The 13,266-nt window shown below is 71.1% G+C and carries 9 protein-coding genes and 1 pseudogene; 2 read left to right on the top strand and 8 right to left on the bottom strand.

Features of this window, described 5'->3' with window-relative positions; genetic code table 11:
• The 6 genes and pseudogenes from AC16DP_RS02525 to AC16DP_RS02550 form a co-directional block, all read right to left on the bottom strand.
• Positions 1 to 455 (bottom strand): annotated as a pseudogene (locus tag AC16DP_RS02525) (hypothetical protein); the annotation flags it as partial.
• Complete coding sequence (locus AC16DP_RS02530; RefSeq protein ID WP_483956610.1) at positions 445 to 576, bottom strand: hypothetical protein; 132 nt, start codon at positions 574 to 576, stop codon at positions 445 to 447. The gene AC16DP_RS02530 and the pseudogene AC16DP_RS02525, both read right to left, overlap by 11 nt.
• A 93-nt stretch (positions 577 to 669) precedes the next feature.
• Complete coding sequence (locus tag AC16DP_RS02535; protein WP_483956608.1) at positions 670 to 2,010, bottom strand: hypothetical protein; 1,341 nt, start codon at positions 2,008 to 2,010, stop codon at positions 670 to 672.
• Complete coding sequence (locus AC16DP_RS02540) at positions 2,007 to 4,049, bottom strand: hypothetical protein (protein WP_329731673.1); 2,043 nt, start codon at positions 4,047 to 4,049, stop codon at positions 2,007 to 2,009. Before AC16DP_RS02540 ends, AC16DP_RS02535 begins: the two co-directional genes overlap by 4 nt.
• Positions 4,050 to 4,102: 53 nt before the next feature.
• Positions 4,103 to 4,729, bottom strand: coding sequence for a hypothetical protein (locus tag AC16DP_RS02545; protein WP_329731674.1), 627 nt, complete (start codon positions 4,727 to 4,729; stop codon positions 4,103 to 4,105).
• Between the two features lie 45 nt (positions 4,730 to 4,774).
• Positions 4,775 to 5,341 (bottom strand): class I SAM-dependent methyltransferase, encoded by a 567-nt coding sequence (locus AC16DP_RS02550; RefSeq protein ID WP_329731675.1) that lies wholly within the window; start codon positions 5,339 to 5,341, stop codon positions 4,775 to 4,777.
• A gap of 81 nt (positions 5,342 to 5,422) precedes the next feature.
• Here AC16DP_RS02550 and leuS point away from each other — a divergent pair, with 81 nt between their 5' ends.
• Entirely contained in the window at positions 5,423 to 7,909 is a 2,487-nt protein-coding gene (leuS, locus tag AC16DP_RS02555) for a leucine--tRNA ligase (protein WP_329731676.1), read from the top strand.
• Between the two features lie 158 nt (positions 7,910 to 8,067).
• Here the strand turns inward: leuS and AC16DP_RS02560 are convergent, their stop codons facing one another.
• Positions 8,068 to 8,841 (bottom strand): hypothetical protein, encoded by a 774-nt coding sequence (locus AC16DP_RS02560; protein WP_329731677.1) that lies wholly within the window; start codon positions 8,839 to 8,841, stop codon positions 8,068 to 8,070.
• Between the two features lie 58 nt (positions 8,842 to 8,899).
• Between AC16DP_RS02560 and AC16DP_RS02565 the strand changes: the two genes are divergently transcribed.
• Positions 8,900 to 9,781, top strand: coding sequence for a PorV/PorQ family protein (locus AC16DP_RS02565; RefSeq protein WP_329731678.1), 882 nt, complete (start codon positions 8,900 to 8,902; stop codon positions 9,779 to 9,781).
• A 4-nt stretch (positions 9,782 to 9,785) separates the two neighbouring features.
• On the opposite strand, the gene AC16DP_RS02570 is transcribed toward AC16DP_RS02565, so the two are convergent.
• A complete protein-coding gene (locus AC16DP_RS02570; protein WP_329731679.1) occupies positions 9,786 to 13,259 on the bottom strand; it encodes a hypothetical protein in 3,474 nt (1,157 codons plus the stop codon).
• Positions 13,260 to 13,266 lie beyond the last annotated feature (7 nt).

Genomic DNA, 13,266 nt, shown 5'->3' on the forward strand with positions numbered 1-13,266 from the left:
AGGACTTCCCCGGGCGACGTACAGGTGAGGAAGGGCGCCAGCAGTTCGTCACGGCTGGAGGAGAAGTCGGGCCAGCCCGGGGGCACGGCCTGCCCTCCGCACGAGGGCGGCTCCTGCGGGGAAGGCCTCGCGCTGGGCTCCTCGTACGCGGGCGCCTCACCCACGCTCACCAGGGCCGCGTCCGGGCCCAGTCCACGGGCGCTTCTGCGGCGGTGCAGCCGCTCCTGCGCGCCCATCTCGGCGGAGAGGGCGTGCTCGCCCGCCTCCGTGGAAGCAAGAGGGGTGGGCGTCTCGAACTCGGGCGTACTGACCCCCGCTGCTCGCGATATGGAAAGAGCGCGGGGGCCCTCGGCGGTGCTGACAGCGTGTCGCGGCGCCAGCGTGACACAGCCGGTGGAGAGCAGCACGGCGCCCAGCAGCGCCGCCCACCTGCGCGCCCACGCCTCATCGCGCATTGCCCACCCCCAGGCCCAGCGAGGCGAAGGCACCCGGGCGCAATGCCCCGTCCGCCTCCGGAAACAGCAGCGTGCCGCCCTCGGCCAGCGCGTACACCTTGTCCCCGAAGCGCCAACACACCCTCCTCTCCGGCAACGTGCCGTTCCCGAAAAGGGCGGCAGTGCGAGTGGGCGCATGTGGCGCGGGCATGCGCGCACTGTATCGCTTCATTGCTCAGCCCCGGTGCCGCTCTGCCACGCGGTAGAGCCAGGTGAGGGAGTAGTCCAGCAGCGACTGCCGCGAGCGCATGTAGTTGCGGGCCCGGACGAAGGGCAACCACACGCGGTTGCCCACGAGCACCTGGGCCTCCTCGAGCCTCTGGCGCGGAATCCACCGGCCGCCCAGGTTGCGCACCAGCACCTCCCCCAGGTACGCGCCAATGGCGGGCACCGCGTGCTCGTCGATGGCTTCCCGTAGGCGGCTCTTCGGGAATTCCTCGCGCCAGAAGTAGAAGTCGGCATCCGTGAGCGACTCGGGCGTCGCCTTGAAGACGGAGGGCACCTCCGAGTGCAGCAGCGCCACGAGGTGCTCGGCCAGGTCGCTGTAATGCTCGAGCGAGCGCTCCGGGTTGTCCACGTCCGGAGGTAGAGCGGAGTCGGCGGGGCGCCACTCCTCGGGCTCAGGAGGGCGCCACGCGTTGAGCTCGGCAATCCTCCGCTGGCGCTCGTAACTGGTGGCCTGATCCACCACCCTCGAAAGCAGGGGGGCCAGGTCCGGGTGGAAGCGGGGCTCCACGGGGGCCAGTCTGGCACTGCGCTCATGCAAGCTGCGCAGCACGGTGTCGAAGTCGAGGTCCGGCCGCAGGTGGGCGTGGGCACGGGCCTGCGCGAGCCGAGCCTCCTTGCTGGCGAAGTCCGCCACGGTGGGCCACGTCACCAGGAGGACGGAGCCGTTAGGGAGTTCCTCCACCCGGTGAGCCGGCGTGGACAGCATGCGCTCGCGGCCAACAGTCTCCACCAGCTCGGGGCCGAAGACGTTGAGCCAACACACCTCATAGATTTTGTCGAACCCGTCTCTGCGTCGAGTCTTGTTGTCGCGGCCAAAGCTGGGGAAGCCCGCCAGTATCATGTCATCGGCGCTGTGAGCCACGGCATGCGTGACGGGATGATGGGAAGCCCAGGCTCGTACCATTTCCACGAAGCGGTGGCAGCGCTCCGCCTCCGCGAAGAAGGAGAGGGGCTTCACGTTGATGAAGATTCCCAGATTGGGAGGCAGCGGCGGGAACCAGAGACTGAGCGACATGTCCAACGCGGGCCACTTCGTGCGATAGAGCCCGAGGCCTGTCGTGTTCTCGTCGCGCCGCTCCTCCAGGGCCTTCCAAAACGAAGGGCGAGAGTATTTTCGTTGCCGCTTGCCGTTGACAACGTCTGGCATCCACCCGTCGGCGTGCTCCTCGAGTGCCTGGAGAAAGGGCTCCAGCTGTCCTTCCAGCGCAGCCTTCTGGTCGAAGGCACTGTCGAACTCGAGTCGGAGGCGATCCTCCGGTTTCAGCTCGTGCGTGCTCAGCGGCTTCATTGAAACACCACCTCGACTCCTGGAACCGCGCCCTCGGTTGCGTCCACGGCGCGCTGCAACATGTTGGCATCCTTGGGCATGAGTTCGCCCCCCTCGTAGATGAGTCGTACTCTGGGGACTTGAACCTCACTGCCCCCTGGCAAGAGGGGCTGGAGAGAGTCTCGGCGGACATCCAGCGTCTCGCCGTAGTTCCGCAGAGCTTCTCTCGCGTCCGCCTTCATCTGCGCCTGCAATACTTCTTCTGGGAGCGCGAGATTTCGGCTCTTGAAGCTGAACGTCTCCACGCGCCGTGGCCCTCCGCCGAGCGCGCCTTCCTCGATGACGAGCACATCCGCGAAGCGCAGACCAGTGCCCGGCTTTCTCACGCCCACCTGTGTTTCAATGCGGGGCTTGTTGAAGTCCCCGAGGAAGCGGCGCTCGGCCCGAGGCTTCGCCGCGTCCTCTCGCAGCAGCTTCACCATGTCACGCTCGAAGGCCAGCCCCCGGGCAAACCACCCGCGCAACTGCTCATAACCCTCCCATCTCAGCGGGCCCTTGCTGGCCTTGCCCTGCTCCACCTCGCTCAGGCGCCGCTCGTAGTAGTCCACGTACTCGCGCCAGCGTGGATTGCCTTGGACCTCGGGTGGCGGGGCATCGAGGGCCGGGCGGTGCTGCTTCAGCACCCGCGTGTCCGTGGGCAGGCGCGGGCCCGTGGCTTCCCACTCCACCGCCGCCAGCTTCGCCTCCACCACCTCCCGCGTGTGGCCCACCCCCTCGTCCACCAGCGAGGCCAGGGTGCCCTGGCGCACGGGTGGGGCTCCCGTGGCTCCGGGCCTGGCCCTGGACATGAGCGGCCGGGCCCTGGCTACGTTCCCCCGCGCTTCGTAGAGCGCCAGCGCGGCGTCCATTCCTCCCACGGCCACGAAGCGGCCCGCCTCGCGTCTGGCTTGGATGTACCGGGCCAGCTCCCGCAGTCCCTCCATGCCCGTGCCCAGCTGCGCTTGCAGTTGCCGCGTCTTCTCCGCGAGCAGACCCACTCGTGCCCGTACCGTCGCGAGTCCCCCCTGGAGTCCAGCTGCCGCTCCCCGGGACTCGTAGACGGTGCGCACGCCCTTGCCACCCGCGTACAGGGTTGCCAGCAGTGCGAGGGGCGTCAGCTCGCGCACGGCCTGCTCGTACTCGCCCCGCGAGAGCGAGGACAGCCCGTGACCCGTCCCCGCCGCGAGGTAGTAGAAGCCCAGCGGCACGCCGAAGGTGACCTGGTCCACGCTGCCCAGCAGCACGTTGCCCGCAGAGTAGTGCTGCTGCGCCGCCTCCCGCTCCACCTCGTCGAGGTCCTCCTGGTAGGACAGTGGGAGCTGTCCTCGTTGCCGGGCGTAGTGGGTGTACCAGGCATTCTTCTCCTGCTCGTGGGTGAGCAGGTCCGATGCGGCACGGCCTGCCCCTCGCATCAGGTCCCCAGGTTGGAAGTCCCTGTCCGGACGGGCCGAGAGCTTCAGGCCTCGCGCCTCCAGCTCCGCACGGGCCCTGGGCATCCGCCCCAGCGTGGTCTCCAGCTGCTTGTCCCGGGCCAGCCAGAAGAGAAGCTCCCGCAGCTCATCGTCATGGGCCGAGTCGAGGAGGTAGCGGACGAACACCTCGGCATGGGCGACTCCATACGTGCCGGTGGCGTGGAGGATGAACGCGAGGCGCTTGCGGTTGAGCAGGCCGGCGGCGTCCTCTCGCACGGGCCCCAGCGAGCCGAGCCGCACGGCATCCCAGTCCGTCAGCGACTCCACCAGCCGGGGCATGTCCACGCGCTCCTGCAGCGCGACGTATTCGGCGGGTGAGGTGCACGTGAGGAAGGGGGCGAGCAGTGCTTCGCTGTCACTGGAGGAGAAGTCCGGCCAGCCCGGGGGCACGGCCTGCCCCCCGCACGAGGGCGGGCCCTGGGGAAGAAGAGGCCCCGCACTGGCCACCTCGTCCGCGGGCGTGTCGCCAGCCTCCGTGGTGCAGCTGCCCTGTCGCGGCGCCAGCGTGACGCAGCCGGTGGAGAGCAGTACGGCACCCAGCAGCGCCACCCACCTGTGCGCTGGCCAGTTCCAGGTTGTGGTTGGCCAGCCAGGACACTCCACTAGGCGCTCGGCGCGGAGGAGCTGGAGGCCCGCGGGGTGGACACCTGACGACGGCCCCAGAGGAACAGCATGCCGACGAGGCCGAGCGTCGCCACGAAGCCCCCCACGAAGAAGGGCCGGCCGCTCACGAGGGCGGTGATCGCGCAGAAGGCCGCCAGCTCCACCTTCCGGGCGCGGGTCATCATCATCACCGTGCCCCGGTCGTAGCGCACGCTGACGATCGCCGCCTCGGGCACGTGCAGCATCCGCCGGAAGAGCATGAGGTTCTGCAGGTGCACCGAGATGACCGCGAAGCGCGTCACGACCAGCGCGCCACACACGGCCTCCGACAGGCCACCAATACCCTCCGCCCCCATCTCCGCCACCCAGTCGAAGTACGCCACCGCCAGGGGCAACACGAGCGCCCCGAACACCAGCGTCAGGACGAACCGCCTGGACACCCATTGCCCCTTCTCCACCGCCTGCACGAAGAGGGGATTGAGCTCGTAGCTGCCCCCCATCTCCACCCGCTTCCCGATCTCTCCCCGCGCCTTCAGCCTCGCCGTGGCGATGGTGAGCAGGTAGTCGGCGCAGTGCAGCACGAGCCACAGCACGCCGATTCCAACCGGACTCCAGAGCAAATCCATGAGGTCTCCTATCGCCGCCTCATACCATGGCGCCCGGGCCTCGACTCACCCCCCCGCCCGCCTCGCCACCAGGCGGGCTTCATGCCGCCCTTCCCCGGTCCAGCCCTCGGTGTACGAGACGATCTCCAACCCCTGGAGCAGTCCGGGCAGCTCGCCGTCCTCCAACAGGAAACGGGCCGAGGGGTGCGCGTGCCGCTGCAGGTTGCTCCGCGTCGGTTGGGCGAAGACGAACAGCCCGTCCGGCGCGAGCACCTTCGAGACCTCCGCGAACAACGGCCGCCACAGGAAGTTCACGCAGAGCACGAGCGCGAAGGGCCCGGGTGGCAGCGGCTCCGTCTCCACGTCCAGCCGCTGGACCCCCAGGGACACGCCCGCCGCGCGCGCGTTCTCCGCGGCCCGCTCGAGCGCCACATCCGAGACGTCCGTCAGGGTGACCTCCAGTCCGCGCCTCGCCAGCCACACGGCGTCATGCCCGGCCCCTCCCGCCACCTCGAGCGCCCGGCCCGTACTCGGCAACTGCTCCGCCAGGGAGCGGAGAAACGCGGAGGGCTCCCGGGTCCCCTGCTGCTCGCGGTAGCGCGTGTTCCACCGCTGCCTGTCTTCCTCGGACATGACCCCTCCCGCGCGAGCGCTTGGACAACCCCTACCACGGAGGACGGCGTCTCCCCGAGCGTCGTGCTACATACGGCCGCCATGTCCACAGAGCGTCCCAAGTACGATCCCTCGTCCATCGAGCCCAAGTGGCAGGCTCGCTGGGAGCAGGAGAAGACCTTCGAGGCCCGCCGTCATCCGGGCCGTCCCAAGGCCTACATCCTCGACATGTTCCCCTACCCGTCCGGCTCGGGCCTGCACGTGGGCCACCCGGAGGGCTACACCGCCACCGACATCGTGGCCCGCTACCAGCGCATGCGCGGCGTGGACGTCCTCCACCCCATGGGCTGGGACTCCTTCGGCCTCCCCGCCGAGCAGCACGCCATCGAGACCGGCACCCACCCCGCCCAGACCACCGCCAAGAACATCGCCACGTTCAAGCGGCAGCTCAAGTCGCTCGGCTTCTCGTATGACTGGTCGCGCGAGCTCGCCACCACCGACGAGGCCTACGTCCGCTGGACGCAGTGGATCTTCCTCAAGCTCTTCGAGCGCGGGCTCGCCTACCAGGCCGAGCTGCCCGTGAACTGGTGCCCCGCCCTCGGCACCGTGCTCGCCAACGAGGAGGTCATCGACGGAAAGAGCGAGCGCGGTGGCCACCCCGTGGTCCGCCTCCCCCTGCGCCAGTGGACGCTGCGCATCACCGCCTACGCGGACCGCCTCGCCCAGGAGCTCCAGGGGCTCGACTGGCCCGAGACCAAGGAGAAGCAGGTCCATTGGATCGGCCGCAGCGAGGGCGCCGAGGTGGACTTCGCCCTCGAGGGCCGCTCCGAGAAGCTCCGCATCTTCACCACGCGCCCGGACACCCTCTTCGGCGCCACGTACATGGTCATCGCCCCCGAGCACCCGCTGCTCGAGTCGCTCGTCACCCCGGAGCAGCGGCAGAAGGTGCTCGCCTACCGCGACTCGGTCATCAGCAAGAGCGACATGGATCGCACGGCGCTCACCAAGACGAAGACGGGCGAGTTCACCGGCGCCTACGCGCTCCACCCCCTCACCGGCGCGCGGCTTCCCATCTGGGTGGCGGACTTCGTGCTGGGCTCCTACGGCACCGGCGCCATCATGAGCGTGCCCGCGCACGACGAGCGCGACTTCGAGTTCGCCCGCGCCTTCGGGCTGCCCGTGGCCGAGGTCGTCTCGCCCGACGGCCAGCTCCACGACACCGCCTCCTGGACCGAGGCCTTCACCGCCGAAGGCGTCGCCGTCCGCTCGGGGTTCCTCGACGGCCAGCGCACGCCCGAGGCCAAGGCGGCGATGATCTCCCACCTGGAGCAGAAGGGCCTGGGCACTCGCCGCGTGCAGTACCGCCTGCGCGACTGGGTCTTCTCCCGCCAGCGCTACTGGGGCGAGCCCATCCCCGTCTACTTCCCCGTGGACCTGCCCGCCGGCTCCACGGATCCGCGCAAGCATCCACATACGGTCCGCTACGACCAGCCCATCGCCGTGGCCGAGAGCGAGCTGCCCGTGCGCCTGCCCGAGCTCGAGGACTTCAAGCCCTCGGATGACCCCGCTGGGCCCCTGTCCCGCGCGCTCGACTGGCGCTTCTTCCAAAAGGACGGCAAGTGGTTCGCCCGCGAGACGAACACCATGCCCCAGTGGGCCGGCTCGTGCTGGTACTACCTGCGCTTCATCGATCCGCACAACACCCAGGCCGCCTTCTCGAAGGAAGCCTATGACGCCTGGATGCCCGTGGACCTGTACGTCGGCGGCTCCGAGCACGCCGTGCTCCACCTGCTCTACGCCCGCTTCTGGCACAAGGTCCTCTTCGACTGCGGCGTCGTCTCGCACCCCGAGCCCTTCGGCAAGCTCGTCCACCAGGGAATGATTCTCGGCGAGAACAACGAGAAGATGTCCAAGTCCCGCGGCAACGTCGTCAACCCCGACGAGGTCGTCCAACGCCACGGCGCCGACTCGCTCCGCGTCTACGAGATGTTCATGGGCCCCCTCGAGGCCGTGAAGCCCTGGCAGACCCAGGGCGTCACCGGCGTCCGCCGCTTCCTCGACCGCGCCTGGAATACCCTCGCCTTCGTCCGCGACGAGCCAGGGGCCGCCGAGGCCACGCTGGATGAGGAGTCGCTCCGGCTGCTGCACAAGACCGTGAAGAAGGTCGGCGAGGACATCGAGGCGCTGCGGCTCAACACCGCCGTCAGCGCGCTGATGATCCTCTCCAACCGGTTCGCGGAGATTCCTCGCGTGCCGCTCGAGGCCGCCCGCACGTTCGCGCTCCTGCTGTCTCCCTTCGCTCCCCATCTCGCCGAGGAGCTGTGGGAGCGGCTCGGGGGTACCAAGAGTCTGGCTTATGAGCCCTGGCCCTCCTACGACCCCGCACTCACCGTGGACGATGTCGTCGAGATGGGTGTGCAGGTGAACGGCAAGCTGCGCAGCAAGGTCAAGCTGCGCCGCGATGCCACCGAGGCCGATGTCCGCGCCGCCATCGCCAACGATCCCAACGTCCTCGCGCATACCCAGGGCAAGACGGAGAAGAAGTTCGTCTACGTCCCAGGCCGCATCATCAACCTGGTCGTCGGCTGAGCACCGCTTCTCGGGGACTCGGGCTCAACCTGGGGCCCGGGTACCCTCACCCCGTCCCTCTCCCGAAGGGAGAGGGGTTCTTGGGGGACCTGGTGTTCTTGGTGGGGTGGTGTTCTTGGTGGGGTGAGGTTCTTGGTGGGGTTCTTGGGGGTTCTTGCTCAGAACAGCGTGTCCGCGAGCTTCGCCCTCGTGTCTCCCGCCAGCACCGTGAAGCGCATCACCCGGTCCGTTCCGCGCCACACCTCGATGCTCCGCGGCAACATCTCGCCCGTCACCGGCGAGTTGTAGTCCAGGAAACGCACGTCCCACGCCGTTCCCTTCGCGTCCTTGTACTTCAGCCGCGCCGGCCGGAAGCCCTCCTTGTACACCCAGAATTGCGGCTTCCCCTCGCCCTGCTGCCCCAGCACGTACACCACGTCGCCGCCAAACCGCGCCAGCGATGTCGTGCGCGGCTCGATTCCCAGCGAGCGCAGGTGCGTCTCCACCACCTCCCGCCCCTCCACCGCCGACTCCGCTCGCACTCCCAGCACCGCGCACAGCTGCCGCACCGCCTCGGACAGCGCCGGAATCTCCGTGCCCTCCACCCGCTTGCGGCCCTCCGTGGACACCGCCGCCACCGTGTTGCCCTCCCGCGCCTTCGCCTCGAAACGGCATCGGCCCGGCAGCCGCATGTACACCGTCCCGTCCGCCTCCAGCTCCGGCCGGTCCGTCGGCAACCCCAGCGCTCCTCCCGCCTCGTTCACCACCGGCCCGTAGAAGTGCAGCGAGCCGTCCGCCTTCAGCGTCGTCGACGGCAACTCCTCGCGCGCCGCCACCATCCGGCGCAGGATGGAGCCGCCAGGCAGCACGTACGCTCCCGCGCTCATCGCCGCCAGCACTCCCAACACGGCCGCGGCGCGCTTCACGCTCTTGCGGTTCAATGGCTCTTTCATGGGGCGGCGAATCTAGTGATGGCCCTCCCCTCCATCAAGGCAGTTAGGATGCGCTTCCATGCGGATGTCGCACCGTCTGACGCTCCTGTTCGTCCTCCTGCTCGCCCCCCTGGCCCACTCCCAGGAGGACTCCGGATCCGATACCTCGCGACAGCCCCGCGCCGAGGACCTGCGTGAAATCCTGAGCGCTCGCGCCTACGGCATGGGCGGAGCCTGGCGCGCCCTGGGCGTCGGCGCCGAGTCCGGCACCGGCAACCCCGCCGCCCTCGCCGCCTTCCGCACCTACCGCGTCGAGCTCACCGGCGCCTGGGACTGGGTGGGCAAGGACGCCTTCGGCATGGTCGCCCTCGCCGATTCGTCCACCAGCGCACTCGCCGCCGGGGTCAGCTACCAGCTCGTCTCCCTCGGCAAGGGCGTCGAGCGCGCCACCGGCCACCTCAACACCGTGGGCCTCGCCATCCCCTTCAGTGACAGCCTCATGGTCGGCGTCTCCTCGCGCTACCTCCTGCTGCGCGGCGCCCGGCTCGCCAATGCCATCACCGGGGACGCCGGCATCCTCTTCCGCCCCGCCCCCGTCATCTCCATCGGCATCTCCGCCCATAACCTCATCGGCACCGGCAACGCCGAGCTCACCCGCTACTACTCGGCCCACGCCGGAGTGTTCGCCGGCCTGCTCACCCTCGCCGCCGACGTGCGCGCCGACTTCGAAACCCACAGCCGCACCACGCTCACCTACAGCGGCGGCCTCGAGTACCTGCTCGGGCAGAGCTTCCCCCTGCGCGCCGGCTACACCTGGGATGGCTTCACCCGCTCCTCCCAGCTCGGCGTGGGCATCGGCGTGCTGACGCCCGGTGGTGGCATCGACATCGCGTACCGCCATGACTTCGGCGGAGAGAACGGACGGCTCGTCGCCCTCACCCTCAAGATGCAGGTGCAGTGAGCCGTCAGCTGCGCAGCGGGAGGTAGCGCTCGGAGGCGGAGAAGCGCACCAGCTCCACCAGCTCCTGCTCGCTGGACTTGAGCGCCCGCAGCGCCGCCACCGCCGTCCCCGGGCCGCCACACGCGACGAGCCCCGCGCGGTTGGCCGAGTGCCTCGCCGCCTCCGCGAGCGCCGCCGCGTCGAACTCCCGCTGGGCCGACTCCAGCAGCGTCAGCGCCCGGGCCCGCGCGTTGGGGTGCAATGCCTCGCGCACCACCCGGGACTCGGGGCCGAACTCCGTCCCGCCCCGCAGCACCGAGGCGAGAATGGCCACCGCGCGCAACAGTTGATCCTTCTTCAGGCAGCGCAGCGCGAGCAGATCCGGCCCCAGGCAGGACAGCGCCCGTCCGGCGAAGAAGCGCAGCTCCGGCTCCGGCAACCCCTGGCGCACCGCGAGCCGCCCCACCAGCACGCGCGGGGCGCCCGGGTGCACGAGCGAGAACGGCGGCCCGTCGTCCTCGGACAGGAAGACCTCCGGGAGCCGCACGTCGAGGAGGCGGGCCACGGACTGCAGCACCTCCAGGGCGGCCCGGGCGCCAGGGCCCGAGTCCGGCCGGAGCGGCTCGGAGGAGCCCGAGGCCCGTCCGAAGGAGGGGAAGAGCCGGACGAGCGCCTGGCCCACGGAGGCGAGCAGCTCGCCCGCCGGGTTGCGCAGGCCGGGGTGGCGCAGGCCCGCGCGCTCCTCGGGCGTGAGCGTGCGGCGGGGGAACCGGGGGACGCCGTCCTTCTCCCCCATGAGCGCCGCGGCCACCTCCGCCATCAGCGAGCCGCGCGCGGAGTCACCCCGGTTCACGAAGAAGGCCGACAGCTCCCGGTAGGCCGCCGCGTCCAGGGGCCGCTCGCGCACGCGCTCGATGGCCGCCGGCCGCGTCCCCTCCACGGGGGCGGGAGCCGGAGCCGGAGCCGGGGGCTGGGGTGACGCAGGTGCCATGGCCGGAGCCAGCGCCTGCCGGGTGGACGTGGAGGGCGTGAGCGGCTCGGGCGAGGAGACGGAGCCAGGGCCTCGGGCCCGGCGGCGCACGGGGCCCATCTTCCCCGGCGGGGCCTCCCAGGCGATGAAGCGCGTGCTCTCCACGGGCATCGGCGCGTCGGGCGGCTCCTCGGGCTCGGGCGGAGGCGGGCTCGGGGGCGCGGCCTCCCGGGCCGGCGGAGGCGGACGGCCCGGCGCCACGGGCACCGTCACCGCGGGCATCTCGAGCACCGTGGGCGCGGACTCGGGAGGCGCGAGGAACGCCGCGGCCGGAGTGGGCGTGAGCTCCACCGCCCCCGGCGGCGGGATGAGGACATGGGTGCGCGTGCCGCCACTCGACTCCCGCTTGGGGACGGCGCTGCGTGGGGGCTCGGGGTGCGGCACGGGCGCCGCGCGCTCGGAGATGGCCTTGCGCAGGTTCTCCGCCCGGTTGGCGTACACCTGCGCGCGCGCCGCGTCTCCGAGCACCTCCCGGCAGAAGCGTGCCAGCCGCTCCCAGGCGCCGAGCCGCTGCTCATCATCCTCGGTGGCGGTGGCGGCGTGCTCCATCCCCCACGCGGCCTCGCCGTTCTGCCCGAGCGCGATGAGCCGGTCCACCAGCAGCAGCCACGCCTCCTTGTGACCGGGCTCGAAGCGCACCGCCTGGCGCAGCTCGGTGAGCGCGGCGTCGCGCTCGCCTCCGGCCTCCAGCGTGGCCACCAGCTCCAGCCGTACCTTGCGCGCGGCCAGTCCCCTCGGCTCGCGGGCGAGGCGGGCGCGCAGCAGGCGGCTCAACCCGGCCTTGTCGCCGAGCCGCCGCGTCACCTCCAGGAGGTGGTCCTGCGCGTCGATGTCCTCGGGCTCCTCCGCGAGCACCTCCGACCAGGCCCAGTGGGCGAGCCGCGCATCGGCCAGCGGCCCTCCGGCCAGCTCCGCGAGGCACCGCAGTCCCTCGGCGCGGTGGGGCGTGCGGCGGTGCAAGGCGGCGAGCGCGGCGCGCAGACGCTCGGCGGCCCCGGCACGGTCCGCCTCCGGGACACACCGGGCGAGCCCCATCAACCCCGGCAGCGAGTGGGGAGAGATGGCCACCGCGGCCTCGAAGTCCGCGCGGGCGCGGGCGGTCTCTCCGGTGGACAGCAGCCGCTCGCCGCGAGCCAGGAAGGCGGAGGCACGGGCCCGGGGGTTGCTCGCGCGCTGCACCGCCTCGTCGAGCACGCGCCACACCACCCAGTCATCGCCATCGGTGCGCTGGGACACGAGCCGCACCTGCTCGGCGAGCGCGGCATGGTCTCCGGTGAGCGCGACGATCTGCCCGTACACCCGGGCGGCGCCCGCCAGGTCCTGCAGCTCGTTCTCCAGCAGCTCGGCGAGCCGGGTGAGGGTCTCCGCGCGGACGGCCAGGTCCTTCGTGGCATCGGCACGGTCCAGGTAGAACTGCGCCAGCTCGCGCCACGCCCGGCGCGCGATGAGCTGGGCCTCCTGACGCGTCTCCTCGGGGTTCTCCTGCCGGGGCACGAAGGCCCGGGAGGGCTCGGTGTCCTCGTCGCCGCTCCAGGGAATGGGCGAGGGCGTCCTGGCCGCTCCAGCGGGTGGAGGAACGAGCGGGGACTCGAGCCGGGTGACGGGCGCGTCGGTAGAGGTCTCCTCGTCCTCCGGAAAACGCTCGGAGATCTCGAGGGTCGTGCGCCGGTGGCTGGAGGCGTCCCCCACGGAGTCATCCCGGGGCGCGGACGCAGGAGACCCGGCGACCCCGAAGGGCAGACCCGAGGCCTCGACGGTGGCCTCCTCCTCGATCTGCGCCCAGACCTCGGGCAACGCCAGCTCGAGGATGGTGCGGTGCCGATCATCGACGGGCGCCGGAGGCGTGGGCGCCGGGGCGGCAGGGGCACGCGGGACGAAGCGCGAATCCAGCGGGCCCGAGGCCTCCACCGTGTGCTCGTCCTCCAGCCAGGGCGAGGAGAACTCGACGGTCTCGCTCCGATCTCCAGGCACCGGCTCCTCCACTTCTTCCACGAGGGCCTCGCCCTGCACGATGGGAACCGCGAGCGCCTCGGTCTCCGCGTCCCCGGGGCGCGAGAGGCGGCGGAAGAGGACGTCGAGCAACCGGCGGGCGCGGCGGTCCTCGGGGGACTCGTCGACGAGCGCCTGGAGCGCCTCGACGGCGCGGGGGAGCTGGTCCACCCGGCGCAGCACGCGGGCGAGCTGGAGCCGCACGGCGCGGCGCGTCTCCCCGCGGGTGTTGCCGAGCGCGGACGAGAGCAGCGCGATGACGGCGGGCTCGGTCCCCGCGTGCAGCGAGAAGGTGACGAGCACCGAGGCCAGGCGCGACGTCATGGGCAGGGTCCGGCTGGCGCGCACCAGCTCGCCAAAGGCCCGGGCGGCATGGCCCTCCTTCAGCAGACGCGCGGCGCTCTGGCGGTGCCGTTCCACGAGCTCGGACACGCCGGTGCCCGGCCCGGACGGGGCATTGCCGTTTCTCACGCCACCCATGGGTGGG

The organism is Archangium sp. (assembly GCF_057119385.1).